A 16,434-nucleotide genomic window follows, 5' to 3' on the forward strand; every position below is an offset into this window, starting at 1 on the left:
TGACAGAATAATTAATTGGTGGCAAGTGGCTCAGCAGCCGGGCCCGTTACCTCATACAAGGTGCAGCTCTCGCGCTGGTCGACGAGGCGCACGGCGTAGTGTTGTAGCAGACGTGCGCGCAGGTCGGGCATACATACCAATACCTGGGCGCCGGGGGCCAGCGTTAGGGGGAGTTCGGATGGGCTATAGGTTTGAAGCAACAACCCTCGGCTAACCGATACTTCTTGGTAAAACTGCAGGCCGCCGATATAGCAATTGGGATAATAAATCAGCAGGTGCGCGGGCGTTTTAGCAGGCTGGTAGTCGCGCACATAGGTGCTATACGCGTGTTCGCTACCCCATACCATTGTACTCTGCCGCTCCAGCAACAGCCAGTAAAAAGCTCGGCCATAGGGCAATACAAGCAAGGCTATAGCAAGCGCCCCACCCAGTAGCTGGCTCCACCGTGCGTACCGAATGGTAGCTGGTAGCCAGGTCCGCACATGGCCATAGGCTGCCCCCATCCCAAGCGCTATTAAGAGAGCCAGCGCCGGCATCATCGGCGCTACGTACCAATAGTGTTTTGTCTTGGACAGCGTAATAAGCAGCATCCAGCTAATTATGAACACACTCAGCAATACCCCTAGGCGGCGTACGGGCGGCGGCGCGAACACGAGCAACCCGGCAAGGGGCAAGAAAGGCACCCACAGCTGACACTGATAGCCGAAGAAATCACGAACGTAGAACAGAGTCGATATCGGGGGCAGGCCCGTCCCGGTGGGGCAGCCGGGTAGTACCTCATTAATCAAGTCGTGCGCAAACCTCCCGCCTAGCTCATTATTCCATACCGCAGCCAGGTAGCCTGGGAGAGCGTGCTCGCGCAATGCGTAAAAAAGCACCGGCCCCACTAGGGCGGTGGCAACGGCAAGCCAGCATTCTGGCTTGCGCAGCGTAGCCCACAGCTTTTTTTCTAGCAGTAGGTATAGCGCTAAGCTAGGCACACCCAGCAGCCCGGCTACGCCTTTGGTAAGCACAGCTGCCCCTACTGTACCAGCTGCTAGCACTAGATAGCGGGCCCGGCCAGTTTCTACATAAATAAAAGTAGCCACTAGTTGCCCAAGCACCCAGCAGCACAGCAGGGCATCGTAGTCGCCGCTACGGGCGACGTGCGGACTGCGAAAGCCCCCCATTGTGACAAGCACCCCCCCCGCCAGCAGGCCTATGCCCGGCTTACCGAGCCGCCGCCCCGCGAGATAAAGCCACCCCAATATTCCCACATCAGCTAAGAGGGAGGGCACGCGCACAGCCAGCGCAGTAGGTCCTAGCCAGTGCATACTCAGCGCCTGCAGCCAGATAAGTAGCGGAGGCTTCGTATTCCAGAGGTCGGGTTGATGATTGAATGTTGTTACCAACCACTGCCCATTCGAGCGCAACATCTCCAATGCATTCACAGCCTGCCGTGCCTCGTCGTCGGTTTGGAGCGGCACTTGCCCTAAGTCAAAAGCCAGCGGCAACGTGAGAAGCACAAAGGCTAGAATAGTCAATAAAACTTCACTTTTTTTCGACATAAATGCCTACAATATAACTACCTAATTGCACCCTAAGCAGCTGAAACAGAACTAGCACCGAGGAAGGCCGAGGTTCTGCTCTGTTCACAAAGATTGCGTGCCCTGCAGGGCAACCCACCCTCCATTTTAGCTGCTGGCAAAAACGAGAACGTAGCCTCTTGTCACTTTTCCTTCTCATCAAAGCTTGCCCAGCAGCTCAGTAACAGCGGCCGGGCCAGTGACTTCATATAGGGTGCAGGTCTCGCGCTGGTCGACGAGGCGCACGGCATAGCGTCGCTGCAAGCGTGCACGCAATTCGGGCAGGCACACCAATACTTGAGTGCCAGAGGCTAGCGTGGCGGGCAGGCTGTCGGGGCCGCAGCAGCGCAGGTGCAGCCCGCGTGCGCGCAGCGTTTGTTGGTAGAAGTGTAAGCTACCGAAATAGTTATCGTCGTAGTAAGCCAGGATGTGCGCCGGGGTTTTGGCCGGGCGGTAGTCGCGCACGTAGGCGGTGTAGGCGCGGTACTCGCCCCACACCTGGTAGCCCGAGCGCTCCTGCTTTATCCAGTAGAACACCCGGCCTAGCGGAATGGCGACCAATCCCACAGCTAGCGCGCCGCCCAGCAGCGGGCGCCACCAAGCGCGCTGCACCCAGGCTGGCAGCCAGCACTGGGCCCTAGTGTAAGCCGCCCCCGCCCCCAGCGCCAGCAGCAGAGCCAGCGCTGGCAGCATGGGGCCCGTGTACCACTCAAACTTGGTTTCAGAAAATGTAATGACGGCCAGCCACTCCAGCAAAAACAACCCTAGTAAGGCACCTAGGCGGCGGCTCGCCGAGGCGGGCCCCACCACCAGAAACCCCACCAGCGGCAACAGCGGCAGCCAGTAGCGGCACTGGTACTTCACGAGGTTGTTGACATGAAACAGCAGCGGGTGCGGGCCATACGACAAGTCGTGGGCATAGCGCCCGCCCAGCTCATTATTCCACACGGCAGCCAGGTAGCCCGGCAGCGCCCACTCGCGCAGCAGGTAGTAGCTCACCGGGCCCGCCAGGCCCACTGCCACGGCCCCCCAGAAGGCGGGGCGGCGCAGCGTAGTCAGTAGTTTCTTTTCCAGCAGCACGTAGAGCACCAGGCTGGGCAGGCCCAGCAGCCCCGCCACGCTCTTGGTAAGCACGGCTCCGCCCACGGCCACGGCTGCCGCAAACAGGTAACGTCGCCGTCCGGTTTCGGTGTAAGCGAAGGTGGCCAGCAGCTGCCCCAGCACCCAGAAGCAAAGCAGGGCATCGTAGTCGCCGCTGCGGGCCAGGTGCGGGCCGCGGTAGCCAGGCATCGTCACGAGCAGCGCCCCGGCCAGCAGGCCCAGGCCGGGGCGCCCCACCCGGCAGCCCGCCAGGTACAGCAGCACTACTACCCCCAGCGAGGCCAGTAGCGACGGCAGCCGCACCGCCACTTCGGTTGGCCCCAGCAGGCCCAGGCTCATAGCCTGCAGCCAGATAAGCAGCGGGGGCTTGGTGTTCCAGAGGTCGGGGCGGTGGTCGAAGGTGGTGATGAGCCACTGCCCGCCCGAGCGCAGCATTTCCAAGGAATTGACCGCCTGGCGGGCTTCGTCCCAGCTCTGGATAGGTAGGGCACCTAGGTCGAAAGCTAGCGGTGACCCAATCAGCAGCAGGGCCAGAACAGTTAAAATTATTTCGTATTTTTTCAGCATAAATGCTTACGCGCCAACCTGGCACCGGGCAAAGATAGCCGCCGCCCCAGGGGCCGGCCGGGCCAGCAGGCCAACCGCTGGGCCACCCTACACGTTAGGGCAGGGCTACGCTTTCGACTTCAAGCTTTGGTAAGAAGCTTGGCCTGACTACAACTATGGTACAAACTGATGACTTACTGCGCCCCTACGCTGGGCAGGTGCGGGTGCGAGTAGGCGGCGTGCTGCTGCGCGAAGGCACGCTGCTGCTAGCCGCCCACCGCGGGCTGCTGGCCGATGGCGCCCCCTTCTGGTCGCCACCCGGCGGGGGCTGGGTGTTTGGCGAGTCGCTGCGCGAGGCAGTGCGGCGCGAGTTTTTAGAAGAAACTGGGCTGGCCGTGCAAGCCGGCCGGCTGCTGCACCTGCACGAGTTTCGGCAGGGTGAGCTACAAGCGCTGGAGCTTTTTTTTGAAGTGCAGCCCGACGACCCCGCCGCAGTGCCGCGGCTCGGCCACGACCCCGAGCACGCCCCCGAGCGCCAGCTGCTGGCCGAGCTGGCCTGGTTTAGCCCGCGCCAGTTGCTAGCCTTGCCGCCCGCGCAGGTGCATCCCGTGCTGCGCGGCCTGCTCAGCATCGACGATGTTTTTGTACCCCAGCAGCTACTTAACTAACTGTGAGCTAGCACTCCGCCCAAGCTCCGCGCCGGGCCAGAGCGGTACACGGCACGCATTGGTGGGGGCGGCATGCTACTTTTACGGCTGGTGGCTGCCAGCGGCTGCCGCTTTTGCCCGTGCTTGCTACTGCTATTCTTCCGCCCTCGTCGGCCCTGCCGCCTGCTCCCGTGGCGCAGCTGCACGATGAGGCCTTCGACCCGGCCCGCCTAGGTGCCTACCACCTCGATATTCTCCTCACTGAGGGCCACTGCCGCTTGACGGTGCGCGAGGCGGCCCGCCAAAAAGTGCTGGTGCTGGAGGACTGGACACTGGCCACCCCCACGGCTCTGCCGGCCCTGGCGGCCGGCCACGAGCTGCTGGGCCGCACCGGCTGGGCCGGCGTGCGGCTGGCAGTGGGCGGCGGGGCCTTCACGCTGCTGCCCGCGCCCCTGTTTCGGCCCGGCGACGAGGCCGCGTACCTGGGCCTGCACCACCCCCTAGGGGCTACCGAGCAGGCCCTGGCCTACGCCCTGCCGCCCGGCTCGGCCGCGCACGAGCTCGTGAGCATTTTTGCCGTGGAGGCGGCGGTGGCCGAGTGGCTGCACGCTACCCACGGCCCGTCGGCGCGCCTGCTGCACCACACCAGCGCCCTGGTAGCCGGGCTGCTGCACCAGCGCGGCCCGGCCGCCCCCACCCGGCAGCTCTACCTGCACCTGGCCGGCCCCGAGCTGACGCTAGTGGTGCTGGGCGCGCAGCTGGAGTTTTGCAACGTGTTCGCCATCAGCACGCCCGAAGATGCCGTTTACTACACCATTCTGGTAATGCAGGAGCTGGGCCTTAACCCCGACCAGGATACCGTGGCTATCTGGGGCGACCTCACCAGCGAGTCGGCCATCTTCACGCTGCTGCGCACCTACGTGCGCTACCTGCGTTTTGGCAGCCGCCCCTTCGGCCTGCAATACAGCTACCGCCTCAATGAGCTGGCCGAGTGCCGCCACTTCGAGCTGTTCAGCCTCGCTTTTTGCGCCTAGGGCCTTTACATTTCATCTGGGTAACTATCAGTTATCATTTAGCAGACTAATGATAACTGCATCACTGGGCTGTTAACGGATACCTACTTGCTTGTTAAATGAAAAAGATTGCGCTTTTCCCCGGCTCTTTCGACCCGTTTACCAACGGGCACCTCGACGTGGTGCGCCGGGGCGCCGAGCTGTTCGATGAAATCATTATCGCCATCGGCAACAATAGCAGCAAGCAGCGCTACCTGCCCGTGGAGTGGATGGAGCAGCAGATAGCTGAGCTGTTCCGGGACGAGCCGCGGGTGTCGGTGCGCAGCTACCGCGGCCTCACCGCCGATTTTGCCCGCGATACGGGGGCGCGCTACTTGCTGCGCGGCTTGCGCAATACTACCGATTTTGAGTACGAAAACACCATTGCCCAGGCCAACCGCCACGTTAACCCGGCCCTGGAAACGGTGTTCCTTATCACCTCGCCGCTGCTGGCGGCCATCAGCAGCACCATCATCCGCGAGATTCATCGCTTCGGCGGCGATGTAAACCAGTTTGTGCCGTTTGCCCTACCTAGAGCGCAAAGCTGAGCGTGGTGTGACCAAACTAAAAAAGCCCCGACTTCTTGGTAGAAGTCGGGGCTTTTTTAGTAAGAGAAGGACTATCCTAGCTTTCTTCCAGCATTTGCAGCGGGTTCGATACCTGCACTTTGTAGTACTGCATGGCCACCAGGGAGGTAATAACCCCCGTCATAGCGCCCAGCAGCACAATGGCCAGCAAGGCAATCACAACCGATAAATCAAAGCCAAATAGATTTTCGACCTGCGTGAGGTCCATCGAGCTAGGCATTACTACCGTCAGGATAACAAAAAACAGTCCTAAGATGATGGAGGCCACCAGCGCTGCAATAATGCCCGTGCCATAGCCACCGAGGTAAGACATATGCTCGCCACGCACGTTGCGGTAGTTGCGAATCGCTAATACCGAGCCGATGATGAGGATAAGTACATCAAGCGAACCGGCCTCGATGCGTGAGAAAAAGCCGAGCAGCGCGGCCACTAGTGTGTAGACGCAGAGTACAGCCGCCGTGATGAGGCCGTAGCGGAAGCCGTTTCGTTCGGGGGTCAGAACAGGCGTAATGGAAGTGGAATGGGCAGCCATAAAAGACAAGTACGTGAGGTGAGAAAGCCGCCAAGCCAACTAGTGCGGCGGCCTAAGCAGCTATACTGTTTTTCGGGGCTTGGTGTTGTGCCTAGGTCACCTAAAAACTGCTGAGTGGCGCCCTAAGCTCAACCATTACCAGCTAGCCATTGGTGGCTGGCGCAGGGCACAAATTGGCGGGCGGGGGTGTTAGCTACCCTAGGGCCCCAGGGCGCCCATGCGGCAAACCCGGGGGACGCTGTATTTTTGCAGGGCTATTTGTAGTTTTTATTCTGGCTTAGATGATTTCGACCACCAACGTGAGCTTGCGCTACGGCAAGCGGGTACTGTTTGAAGACGTAACGGTGAAGTTTCTGCCCGGCAACGTGTACGGCCTCATCGGGGCCAACGGGGCGGGCAAATCCACCTTTCTAAAAATTCTTTCGGGCGAGATTGAGCCCAACACGGGCTCGGTCGAAATGCCGGCTGGCCAGCGCCTGGCCGTGCTTAAGCAGAACCAGTTTGCCTACGACGACCAGGAAGTACTGAAAACCGTCATCCAAGGCCATCAGAAGCTGGCCGACGTGATGAAGGAAAAGGACGCGCTTTACGCTAAGTATGACGCCGGCACGGCCACCGACGCCGACGGCGAGCGCCTAGGTGTGCTAGAAGGCGAGTTTGCCGACATGGAAGGCTGGGACGCCGAGTACAAGGCGGCCGAACTGCTGAGTGGCCTCGGCATCACGGAAGACAAGCACTACGCCCTGATGGCCGACCTAGGCGCCAGCGAAAAGGTGCGCGTGCTGCTGGCCCAGGCCCTGTTTGGCAACCCCGACGTGCTGCTGCTCGACGAACCAACCAACAACCTCGACGCCGAGAGCGTGCTGTGGCTGGAGAACTTCCTCGACAATTTTGAGAACACCGTTATCGTTGTAAGCCACGACCGGCACTTCTTGGACGCCGTGTGTAACTACATGGCAGACCTCGACTTCTCGAAAATCACGATGTACCCCGGCAACTACACCTTCTGGTATGAGAGCAGCCAGCTCGCGCTGCGCCAGCGCCAAGAAGTGAACAAGAAAACCGAGGACAAGCGCAAGGAGCTCGAAGAGTTTGTACGCCGCTTCTCGGCCAACGCCTCGAAGAGCAAGCAGGCTACCAGCCGCCAAAAGCTGCTGCAAAAGCTGACGCTGGAAGAAATTAAGCCTTCGTCGCGCCGCTACCCCTACATTGCCTTCAAGCCCGAGCGCGAAGCTGGCAACCAGCTGCTGAGCGTAGAAGGCATCAGCAAGTCGGTGGACGGTCACCCGGTACTGAAAAACGTGTCGTTTTCGCTCGACAAGGGCGATAAAGTAGCCATTGTGGGCCGCGACGACCGGGCTGCTTCCCTCCTATTTGACATCATCTTTGGCGAGGCCAAGGCCGACAAAGGTGACTACAAGTGGGGCACTACTATCACACCGAGCTATTTCCCGAAGGAGAACAGCGCTTACTTCCAGGCCGATAATATGAACCTTGTGGACTGGTTGCGCCAGTACTCGGTAGAGAAAGACGAGAGCTTTGTGCGCGGCTGGCTGGGCCGTATGCTGTTCTCGGGCGAGGAAAGCCAGAAGAAGCCTAACGTGCTGAGCGGGGGCGAGAAAGTGCGCTGCATGCTGAGCAAGATGATGCTCGAAAGCGGCAACGTACTGGTACTCGACGACCCCACGAACCATTTAGATTTGGAAAGCATTCAGGCCCTAAACAACGGCCTCAAAGACTTTACGGGCTCGCTTATCTTCGCCTCGCACGATTTGCAGTTTATTGACACGGTGGCCAACCGCATCATCGAGCTCACGCCCGATGGCATCATCGACCGCCGCATGAACTACGAAGAATACCTAGCCGACGAGACGCTGAAGGCGCAGCGCCAGAAGATGTACCAACTGGCCTAGGCAGACTAAGTTAAAGATTATGAATTAGAGATTATGAATTGCTTCCTAGGCTTGCTTGGGAAGCAATTTTTAGTCAATCTGCTCCTAATCAGTAATTTTTAATTCATAATTCTTACTTCTTACTTCTCCCCAATGAAGCGTTTGCTTTTCCCGTCGCTGCTGCTAGGTGCAGTAGCGCTGCTAGCTCCTGGTCGCAGCTGGGCTCAAGAAAAACCGGTGCTGAACACGGCGCCCGTGGTAATACCGGCTCCCGCCCCGGTAGTGACACCGGCCCCCGCACCCGTGCCGCCCACTACCCCGGTCGAGACTCCAGCCACCACAACGCCCACACCCACTACCCCCGCCAACGCTGACCTGCCCCAGCCCGACACGTACAGCCCCTCGGGCCTGGAGCTGCCCGAGCGCGAGCAGAAGCGCAAAGCTCTAGAGCAGCACGCCGAGCAGTACACCAAAATGTTTGTGTACTCGGGTATCGGGCTGGGCTACAGCTCGTACTTCGGCCTGAGCAACTTCAATTTCAGCATTTCACCGGCTATTGGTTACCGCGTCAGCGACCGCTTTTCTATTGGGCCGGGCATTAGCTACGCTTATAACTACTACGGTCAGGACAATGGCCGTGGCGGCAGTGTTAGCCTCAATACCAGTAGCTTTGGGGTTAAAGGATTTGCGCAGTTTATGGTGTATAACCAGTTCTTTGTGCACGCGGAGTATGAAGTAACGCGGGCAGAACTACTGGGCTTTGACCAAAATAACTACTACACCGGCAAAGTGACGCGCTCGGTGCAAACGCCGCTGCTTGGGGCTGGCTACCGCTCGCAGATTAGCAACCGCGCCGCCGCTGATATTGTGCTGCTCTACAATTTTCAGGATGACTACAACAGCATTTATCCCAACCCCGTCATCCGGTTTAACTTCTTGTTTAACATCGGACGCTAGCCGACAAATGTGACCCACAAAAAAGCCTCTGCTACCCTAGGGCAGCGGAGGCTTTTTTATAGTGTTCTAGCTACTAGCTTTATACAGGGCGACGGCCGCTGATAACACGCAGCAGAATAGCTACGATAGCAATTACTAGTAGGATGTGAATCAGGTTATTGCCGGCAATACCAGTGCCTAGGATGCCGAAGAAGCCGAGGGCCCATACGATGATGAGGATGACGGCGATGAGATACAGGAGGTTACCCATGAGTGAAAGGAGACGTGTTAAGATTGGAAGGGTGGTAAAAGGCTTTCTGGGCCTTCTGAGGCATTGTACGACGTCGCCAAAAAAAGGATGAATTTGTTATTATAATTTTGACTATTGTGGGCAACATCCCGGCTGCCGGAAGGCTGGCGAGTAATTTTGCGCGACAGAATTAGCTCTTTTCCGCCTCTACTAACGCTCCCACCCATGCAAGTTGCCGTTATCGGTTCGGGTACTATGGGCAATGGCATTGCCCACGTGTTTGCCCAGCACGGCTTCGCCGTTTCGCTCATCGACATCAATCAGCTCGCCCTCGACCGGGGCATGGCCACCATCACCAAGAACCTCGACCGCCAAGTAGCCAAGGCGACCCTGAGCGAGGACGACAAAACGGCCACGCTAGGTCGGCTGCGCACCTTCACCAGCCTCGAAGCGGGCGTGGCCGGCGCCGAGCTTGTAGTAGAAGCCGCCACCGAAAATGTGGACCTCAAGCTCCAGATTTTCCGAGACCTCGACCAGTACGCGCCCGCCGGGGCCATCTTGGCCAGTAACACGTCGTCGATTTCGATTACCAAGATTGCGGCCGTTACCAAGCGCCCGGCCCAGGTCATTGGCATGCACTTTATGAACCCCGTGCCGGTGATGAAGCTGGTGGAGGTAATTCGGGGCTACGCTACCTCCGACGAGGTGACACAGCGCGTGATGGATTTGTCGCGCCAGCTCGGCAAAACGCCTACTGAAGTCAACGACTACCCTGGCTTCGTGGCCAACCGCATTCTGATGCCCATGATTAACGAGGCCATTATTAACCTCTTCGAGGGCGTGGCCGGCGTAGAAGAAATTGATACGGTGATGAAGCTCGGCATGGCCCACCCCATGGGCCCGCTGCAGCTGGCCGACTTTATCGGCCTCGACGTGTGCCTAGCCATCCTGCGCGTATTGCACGACGGCTTTGGCAACCCCAAGTATGCGCCCTGCCCGCTGCTGGTAAACATGGTGATGGCCGGCCGCCTAGGGGTGAAATCCGGCGAAGGCTTTTACCAATACACCGCCGGATCGAAGGACTTGGTAGTGGCCCCTTACTTCAGACCGCAGATTCAAACGGATTTATAAGATTTAACGGATACGCTTGCTCCGCAAGCTGACTAGGCTAGGGTGCGAAATGTCATGACTGTTTGCGAACGACTTACTCGCTAGGCCACGCAAGCTGACTAGAGTGCAAAATGAGAAAAGCCGCAGTATAAGGACGAACGCAGCGCCACTTTTCTTCGTTAATAAACCAGCACGGTAGCGGAGTAATAGTCCGCAGTCAGCTTGCGCAGCAAGCGTATCCGTTAAATCTTATAAATCCGTTTGAATCTGCGATATGGAACATGCAACTTTCGGTGCCGGCTGCTTTTGGTGCGTCGAAGCCGTTTTTCAAAATTTGAAGGGGGTAGAAAAAGTGGTTTCGGGCTATACTGGAGGCCGCATTAAAAATCCTACGTACCGCGAGGTGTGCAGCGGCATGACCGGCCACGCCGAAGTGATTGACATCACCTACGACCCGGCCGTTATCAGCTACAAAGAGCTGCTCGAAATTTTCTGGAAAACCCACGACCCCACCACCCTCAACCGCCAGGGTGCCGACGTGGGCACGCAGTACCGCTCGGTTATTTACTACCACAACGACGAGCAAAAGCAGCTCGCCGAGGAGTACAAACAAAAGCTCAACGACGGCCAGGCCTTCCCGAACCCTGTGGTAACAGAAATCACGGCTGCGCCGGAGTTTTACCCCGCCGAAGACTACCACCAGAACTATTTCAACATGCACGGCCATGAGCCCTACTGCCAGTTTGTGGCTAAGCCCAAAGTGGACAAGGTGAAAGCGCTGTTTGGCGAAAAGCTAAAGTCGGTGGCCGCGTAGGAATTGGTCTTATATCATAAAAAAAGCCCGCTTGTCAGCGGGCTTTTTTTATGATATAGCGAAAGTCAGCGTCTCTTGAAGTTGCTTTAATCGCGGCAATGGCCAGCCAGCGCTTTCCTGTATTGCCCAAGCCTGCCCTTGAGGACCAAATGCTACTAAGAAATGAACGCTACCACTATGACTGGTTTGGCGGCTCAGTTGATAGTGCATTCGGCTCAGGGGCAGCGCAGTGCGCCAAGGCATCCTTAGCTGGTAGCAGGTTACTTGCGCCTTCTGGTAGTCAATGCATACAGCCAATGGTTCTGGCTTTAACAACAATGCCAGCACAGCAATAAGTAAGGAACTACCTACTACAACCAGTAGCACGTGCCACGCCTCTACTAGGGTAGCCGCGGGCTGCGAAGCAGTCCAACGCCATTCTAACAATGCCACCGCAACGCTAAGCCATAGTTGCCAAAGCGCTTGCCAGCGAATAAAGAAGCAGTTTGTAGTTGCGCCCACGCCAGCTACTTTCTTATACGCTCACGCCAAAATCACGCAGCGCATCATTCAGGCTCGTTTTCAAATCGGTGCTGGGCTTGCGCTGGCCGATAATGAGGGCGCAGGGCACTTGGTAGTCGCCGGCCGGGAAGCTCTTCGTGATGGAGCCCGGAATGACGACCGAGCGGGGCGGTACGTAGCCTTTGTACTCCTTGGGCTCGTCGCCAGTCACGTCGATGATTTTGGTGCTGCCAGTGATGGTCACACCCGCGCCGATTACGGCTTCTTTGCCGATGCGGCAGCCTTCAACTAAGATGCTGCGCGAGCCGATGAAGGCACCGTCCTCAATGATAACCGGGGCTGCCTGCACGGGCTCCAGTACGCCACCTAGGCCTACGCCGCCACTTAGGTGCACGCCTTTGCCTACTTGGGCGCAGCTGCCCACGGTAGCCCAGGTATCGACCATAGTGCCTTCGCCTACATAGGCGCCGATGTTGGTGTAGCTCGGCATCAGGATGACGCCGGGGGCCAGGTAGGCGCCGTAGCGGGCCACGGCGGGCGGTACTACGCGTACTTTTTGAGTGGCGTAGTCGGTTTTGAGGGCCATTTTGTCGTGGTACTCAAAGGGGCCAACTTCCTGAGTTTCCATCTTGCGGATGGGGAAATATAGAATCACGGCCTTCTTCACCCACTCGTTGATGGTCCACTCGCCGCCTTCCTCGGTGGGCGGCTCGGCTACGCGGAGTTTGCCTTTATCGAGGTCCTCAATGACGTGCTCGATGGCGGTTTGGGTTTCGGGCTGGTCGAGCAGGGTTCGGTCGGCCCAGGCAGCTTCGATGGCCTCTTGGGCGGCAAAGCGGTCGAGCACGGGGCTATGGTGGTTGGTAGTATCCATGAAAAAGAGAAGTAAAACTGGGCGCAAAAATAGCCCCGCGCTACCTTCGATTTTTTAGAAAAAACCAGCACCGACAGCGCCTAGGTGCCGCCAGCAGCCCGCCATGCGGCCAAGGCACTGCTAGTCAGCCCTCCGCCTTAGCAGCAAGCCGCAGCCTACGGGGCCCGTCAGCTTATTTATCCAGCGACTGCAGCCAAGGTAGCGCGTCAGCCATCATGGGCAAGATGCTCGATATGTGGGTACCGCCCTGAATGGGAATAAGCGTAACATTGGGAGCGCCGGCAGCCTGGAAACGAGCATAGGTGCTCGCCGAAGTCTGGTAAAATACGCTCTCGTCGGCGGTGCCGTGGTAGAGGCGCGTGGGGCTGCGCGGCACCCAATTGTTGAAGCTATTATCGGCAAGCTGCTGTTTGAGTACGGGCTCGCCGCTGGCACTACCTAAGGCGGTATAGAAAGCAGGTGTGAACAAAGCCGCCGGGCTGTTGGTGAGCTGGGCGTCGATAGTAGCCCGGTCTTTGGTGCCATCAAGTAATGATGGAATCCGCGCCGCGTAGGGCGTCTGGAAGAAGTCGGTCAACGGCCGGTTCCAGCCGTAGGTGGTGTTGTAGCCTTGCAGCAAAAGCGCCAGAAAAGAGGGCGTATTGTAGGTAGGCGCGGCTGCAATACCACTGAGCATGCCTGGCAGGTCGTAGCCACCCGCCCCCTCGGCGGCGGCCGTAAGCGTGAGCTGGTGCATGGTGTTGGTTTCGATTTCCTGCTGCGCGGCCATCGTCACGTAGCCCCCTTCGGAGTAGCCTATCAGAAACAGATTTTTATTGGTGGTAATGGTTTGCTGTTGCAGGTAATATTGCGCGGCCTTGAGCATATCCACGACCGTGCTGGCCGAAGTGGCCTTATCAAAATAGGGCTGTGCCACGTTGCTCGACGCACCTAGGCCAATAAAATCGGGAATGACTGTGACAAAGCCCGCGCTCGCAAAAAGCTCAAACCCCGTGAAGGTGCTTGGGAAATTGGACGGCGCTTCGGCCTGCCGAAACATGGTGCCGTGCTGCGCGCTGAGTAAAGCAGGTGGCTTGGGCGTATTGAGCGGCACGCCGAGCAAGCCGGACACCTGAATGAGCTGCCCCTTATACGTGGTCTTGTACAAGAACTTGTAGTACGTAGCATCGTACTTGAGCTGAGATGCAAACGCTCCGAAGCCGGCGAGCGTGGCCACGGTTTGCAGCTGCAATTTTGTAACGGTGCCAATGGGCTGCGCCGACACAAACAGGTCTTGGCCAGTGGGCTGGGTAGGCTGTGGGTCTTCGCTAGTATTGCGGCAGTTGCTGAGGCTGCCTACCAGCAAGCTGACCAGCAACAGCAGGCGAAAGGGGCGAACTAGTGTTTTCATAGAGCTAAGAAATTAAGAGCGACTTCGTGGGTGTGCAAGGCTGGCAGCTTTGCACGCTAGCCCTTGATGCCTAAGCAAGATAGGCGATAATGAAGCTATATGCTGTATGTCAGCCTAATCCGCCCGCACTGCGCTGCCTGGCAGCACCAGCAGCTTCTGCGCTTTAAGGAAATGCGCCACATCTTTGAAACATGTTACCGCCTCGCCCCGTGGCTCCGCGCTTCGAGTTTACCCCTAGGCTAGCTCCGGCCGATGACACGCTGCGCCCCGTGGTGCTGGCCTCGGTGCTAAAGCCCGTAGACGATACCCGGATGCGCGGCAAATTTGCCGAAACCATTCTGCAGCGGCCCGACTTGCGGGTGCACGTAGTGGGCCGCGACACTGGCGCTGACCTGCATGCGGACTTAGTGCAGCCGCGCATCACGCACAATCGCATTCTCTGGAGCTCGCGCCTGAGCCTGGGGCGCTTGGCGGCGCAGGGGCGCTACTGGCGCCTATTGCGGGCGCTGCGCCACGCCCCCGCGCTGGTGGTGGTGCACGCCCCCGAGCTGCTGCCTCTCACGCTGCTGTGGCAGCACCTAGGGCGCGGTCGGCAGTTTATCTACGACATCCAGGAAAATTACGCGCTCAACATTCGCAGCCAAGGCGTGTACCCAGCCGTGGTGCGCCAGGCGCTGGCCGCCGCGCTACGCTGGGTAGAGGCGCTGGCGGCTCGCCACGCCGCCGCCGTAGTGCTGGCCGAGGCCAGCTACGCCGACGAGCTGCCCTACCTAGCCACCCTGCCCGGCCACCGGGTGCTCCTGCTCGAAAACAAGTACCAGCCCCAACCCGGCGAGGTACTGCCTCGCACTGCGCGGCCGCTACCGGCCCGCACCGAGCCGCTGCGCCTCCTGTTCTCGGGCACCATTGCGGAGCTGACTGGGGTGCGCGAAGCCATAGCGCTAACTCGGCACCTAGGGGCTGCCTGGCCGGGCGGGGCACGGCTTACTATCATCGGCTTTTGCCAGCAGCCGACGCTACTAGCCGAGCTGCAGCAGCTGGCAGCCACCGAGGCCAGCTGGCTCACCCTCATGGGGGGGGCGGCCCTGGTGCCCCACGCGCAGATAGTGGCTGAGATGGGCCGCAGCCACCTAGGGCTGCTGCCCTACCGCCCGCACCCCAGCACCGAGCGCTGCCGGCCCACCAAGCTGTTTGAGTACCTAGCGCACGGCCTGCCGGTGCTGGTGCCGCCCAACCCGTTGTGGACGGCGCCGGTGCAGGCGCACCAAGCGGGGCTGGTAGTTGATTTCTCGCAGCCCGCGGCGTCGGCGGCGCAAGTGGCCGCGGCATTGCCAACGGCCATTTTTTACCCGGCCGGGCCGCCCACCGATGCCGTATTGTGGGCGGGCGAAGGCAAAAAATTACGGCATTTGCTGGAAAGCCTGCTGCCGCCCGCCACCTTTGTGCCCGCTTAGCGCGTTCCGGAGGAGGTAATTTTGCTTTTTCCCCTAGGCTGCTTTTCGCTATTGCTGGCCAGCTCTGGTTAGCCAATTCGCTCCCCTCCCACCCACTTTCCCGTTCATACTCAATGGCTTCATCTAACACTTTGCGCCACGCCGAAATTGCGGGCGTGGGCCACTACGTGCCCGACCGCGTGGTCAAAAATGCGGAACTCGAACAACTCATGGACACTACCGACGCCTGGATTCAGGAGCGCACGGGCATCCAGGAGCGCCGCTGGTTTGAGGAAGGCAAGGACACTACCGCCGGCATGGGCGCCGAGGCATCGCGCCGCGCGCTAGCCGCCGCGGGCCTCACCCCCGACGACGTGCAGCTTATCGTGTTTGCCACGCTCTCGCCCGACTATTTCTTTCCCGGCTCGGGCGTGCTCATGCAGCGCGAGCTAGGCATGAAGGACAACGTGCCGGCCCTCGACGTGCGCAACCAGTGCTCGGGCTTTATCTACGCGCTCTCGGTGGCCGACCAGTTTATCCGCACCGGCATGTACGACACGGTGCTGGTGGTGGGCTCCGAAATTCATTCTTCGGGCCTCGACAAGTCGACCCGCGGCCGGGCCGTGTCAGTTATCTTCGGCGATGGCGCGGGCGCGGTAGTGCTGCGGCCGTCGAGCCAAGAGGGCCACGGCATACTGAGCACGCACCTACACGCGCAGGGCGAATTTGCCGAGGAGTTGATTGTGAAGGAGCCCGGCGCCAACCGCGACGACCGCACCAACTACGTGGCTGACAATCGCGAGGGCATGTACCCCTACATGAACGGCCAGAATGTGTTTAAGCACGCTGTAGTCCGCTTTCCCCAGGTTATTAAGGAGGCTCTCGACCAGAACAACTACCAGCCGGTCGACATTGACCTGCTCATTCCGCACCAGGCTAACCTGCGCATTACGCAGTACGTGCAGCAGAAAATGGGCTTGGGCGACGATAAAGTGTTCAGCAACATTCAGCGCTACGGCAACACCACGGCCGCCAGCATCCCGATTGCGCTCAGCGAGGCTGTGCAGCAAGGCCGCGTCAAGCGCGGCGACCTCGTGTGCCTAGCCGCTTTTGGCTCGGGCTTCACCTGGGCCTCAGCCCTGATTAAATGGTAGTTGGCAATGAGCAGTTAACAATGAGCCATGAGCAGTTCGCTGCGACTTAG

Annotated in this window: 15 protein-coding genes; 9 read left to right on the forward strand and 6 right to left on the reverse strand. The window is 59.3% G+C overall.

Going from position 1 to position 16,434, the window contains the following annotated elements:
• Nucleotides 1–11 precede the first annotated feature (11 nt).
• Nucleotides 12–1,505 carry an ArnT family glycosyltransferase gene (locus JAO77_RS14645; RefSeq protein WP_198991122.1) on the reverse strand — a complete coding sequence of 498 codons (1,494 nt, stop codon included), beginning with the start codon at nt 1,503–1,505 and terminating at the stop codon, nt 12–14.
• A 219-nt stretch (nt 1,506–1,724) separates the two neighbouring features.
• The gene (locus JAO77_RS14650) at nt 1,725–3,233 is read right to left on the reverse strand and encodes an ArnT family glycosyltransferase (RefSeq protein ID WP_198991123.1); all 1,509 of its coding nucleotides are present in this window, start codon (nt 3,231–3,233) and stop codon (nt 1,725–1,727) included.
• A 155-nt stretch (nt 3,234–3,388) separates the two neighbouring features.
• Between JAO77_RS14650 and JAO77_RS14655 the strand changes: the two genes are divergently transcribed.
• The 3 genes from JAO77_RS14655 to coaD all read left to right on the forward strand — a co-directional run bounded on the left by JAO77_RS14655 (nt 3,389) and on the right by coaD (nt 5,459).
• The gene (locus tag JAO77_RS14655; RefSeq protein WP_198991124.1) at nt 3,389–3,880 is read left to right on the forward strand and encodes an NUDIX domain-containing protein; all 492 of its coding nucleotides are present in this window, start codon (nt 3,389–3,391) and stop codon (nt 3,878–3,880) included.
• A gap of 119 nt (nt 3,881–3,999) precedes the next feature.
• Nucleotides 4,000–4,893 (forward strand): DUF3822 family protein, encoded by an 894-nt coding sequence (locus JAO77_RS14660; protein WP_198991125.1) that lies wholly within the window; start codon nt 4,000–4,002, stop codon nt 4,891–4,893.
• Between the two features lie 98 nt (nt 4,894–4,991).
• Nucleotides 4,992–5,459: a pantetheine-phosphate adenylyltransferase gene (coaD, locus tag JAO77_RS14665; RefSeq protein ID WP_198991126.1), complete on the forward strand. Its 468-nt coding sequence runs from the start codon at nt 4,992–4,994 to the stop codon at nt 5,457–5,459.
• Nucleotides 5,460–5,535: 76 nt separating this feature from the next.
• Here the strand turns inward: coaD and JAO77_RS14670 are convergent, their stop codons facing one another.
• Nucleotides 5,536–6,030 (reverse strand): DUF4199 domain-containing protein, encoded by a 495-nt coding sequence (locus JAO77_RS14670; protein WP_198991127.1) that lies wholly within the window; start codon nt 6,028–6,030, stop codon nt 5,536–5,538.
• 281 nt (nt 6,031–6,311) lie between these two features.
• Between JAO77_RS14670 and JAO77_RS14675 the strand changes: the two genes are divergently transcribed.
• Both JAO77_RS14675 and JAO77_RS14680 read left to right on the forward strand, forming a co-directional pair.
• Nucleotides 6,312–7,943, forward strand: a complete 1,632-nt coding sequence (locus tag JAO77_RS14675; RefSeq protein WP_198991128.1) for an ABC-F family ATP-binding cassette domain-containing protein — start codon at nt 6,312–6,314, stop codon at nt 7,941–7,943.
• A 132-nt stretch (nt 7,944–8,075) separates the two neighbouring features.
• Nucleotides 8,076–8,879 (forward strand): hypothetical protein, encoded by an 804-nt coding sequence (locus tag JAO77_RS14680; RefSeq protein ID WP_198991129.1) that lies wholly within the window; start codon nt 8,076–8,078, stop codon nt 8,877–8,879.
• Between the two features lie 79 nt (nt 8,880–8,958).
• On the opposite strand, the gene JAO77_RS14685 is transcribed toward JAO77_RS14680, so the two are convergent.
• Nucleotides 8,959–9,129, reverse strand: coding sequence for a lmo0937 family membrane protein (locus JAO77_RS14685; RefSeq protein ID WP_198991130.1), 171 nt, complete (start codon nt 9,127–9,129; stop codon nt 8,959–8,961).
• Nucleotides 9,130–9,333: 204 nt separating this feature from the next.
• On the opposite strand from JAO77_RS14685, the gene JAO77_RS14690 reads away from it, so the two are divergent.
• Together JAO77_RS14690 and msrA are read left to right on the forward strand one after the other, a co-directional pair.
• Nucleotides 9,334–10,239, forward strand: coding sequence for a 3-hydroxybutyryl-CoA dehydrogenase (locus tag JAO77_RS14690; RefSeq protein ID WP_198991131.1), 906 nt, complete (start codon nt 9,334–9,336; stop codon nt 10,237–10,239).
• A gap of 253 nt (nt 10,240–10,492) precedes the next feature.
• Nucleotides 10,493–11,032 (forward strand): peptide-methionine (S)-S-oxide reductase MsrA, encoded by a 540-nt coding sequence (msrA, locus tag JAO77_RS14695; RefSeq protein WP_198991132.1) that lies wholly within the window; start codon nt 10,493–10,495, stop codon nt 11,030–11,032.
• A 514-nt stretch (nt 11,033–11,546) separates the two neighbouring features.
• On the opposite strand, the gene JAO77_RS14700 is transcribed toward msrA, so the two are convergent.
• Together JAO77_RS14700 and JAO77_RS14705 are read right to left on the reverse strand one after the other, a co-directional pair.
• Nucleotides 11,547–12,407: a 2,3,4,5-tetrahydropyridine-2,6-dicarboxylate N-succinyltransferase gene (locus tag JAO77_RS14700; protein WP_198991133.1), complete on the reverse strand. Its 861-nt coding sequence runs from the start codon at nt 12,405–12,407 to the stop codon at nt 11,547–11,549.
• 172 nt (nt 12,408–12,579) lie between these two features.
• The gene (locus JAO77_RS14705) at nt 12,580–13,797 is read right to left on the reverse strand and encodes an alpha/beta hydrolase family protein (RefSeq protein ID WP_198991134.1); all 1,218 of its coding nucleotides are present in this window, start codon (nt 13,795–13,797) and stop codon (nt 12,580–12,582) included.
• A gap of 191 nt (nt 13,798–13,988) precedes the next feature.
• Here JAO77_RS14705 and JAO77_RS14710 point away from each other — a divergent pair, with 191 nt between their 5' ends.
• Both JAO77_RS14710 and JAO77_RS14715 read left to right on the forward strand, forming a co-directional pair.
• Nucleotides 13,989–15,251, forward strand: a complete 1,263-nt coding sequence (locus tag JAO77_RS14710; RefSeq protein ID WP_198991135.1) for a glycosyltransferase family protein — start codon at nt 13,989–13,991, stop codon at nt 15,249–15,251.
• 113 nt (nt 15,252–15,364) lie between these two features.
• Nucleotides 15,365–16,384, forward strand: a complete 1,020-nt coding sequence (locus JAO77_RS14715; protein ID WP_198991136.1) for a 3-oxoacyl-ACP synthase III family protein — start codon at nt 15,365–15,367, stop codon at nt 16,382–16,384.
• The last annotated feature ends 50 nt before the right edge of the window (nt 16,385–16,434 follow it).

The sequence above is a fragment of the Hymenobacter sp. BT559 genome (assembly GCF_016427535.1).
Taxonomy (GTDB): domain Bacteria; phylum Bacteroidota; class Bacteroidia; order Cytophagales; family Hymenobacteraceae; genus Hymenobacter.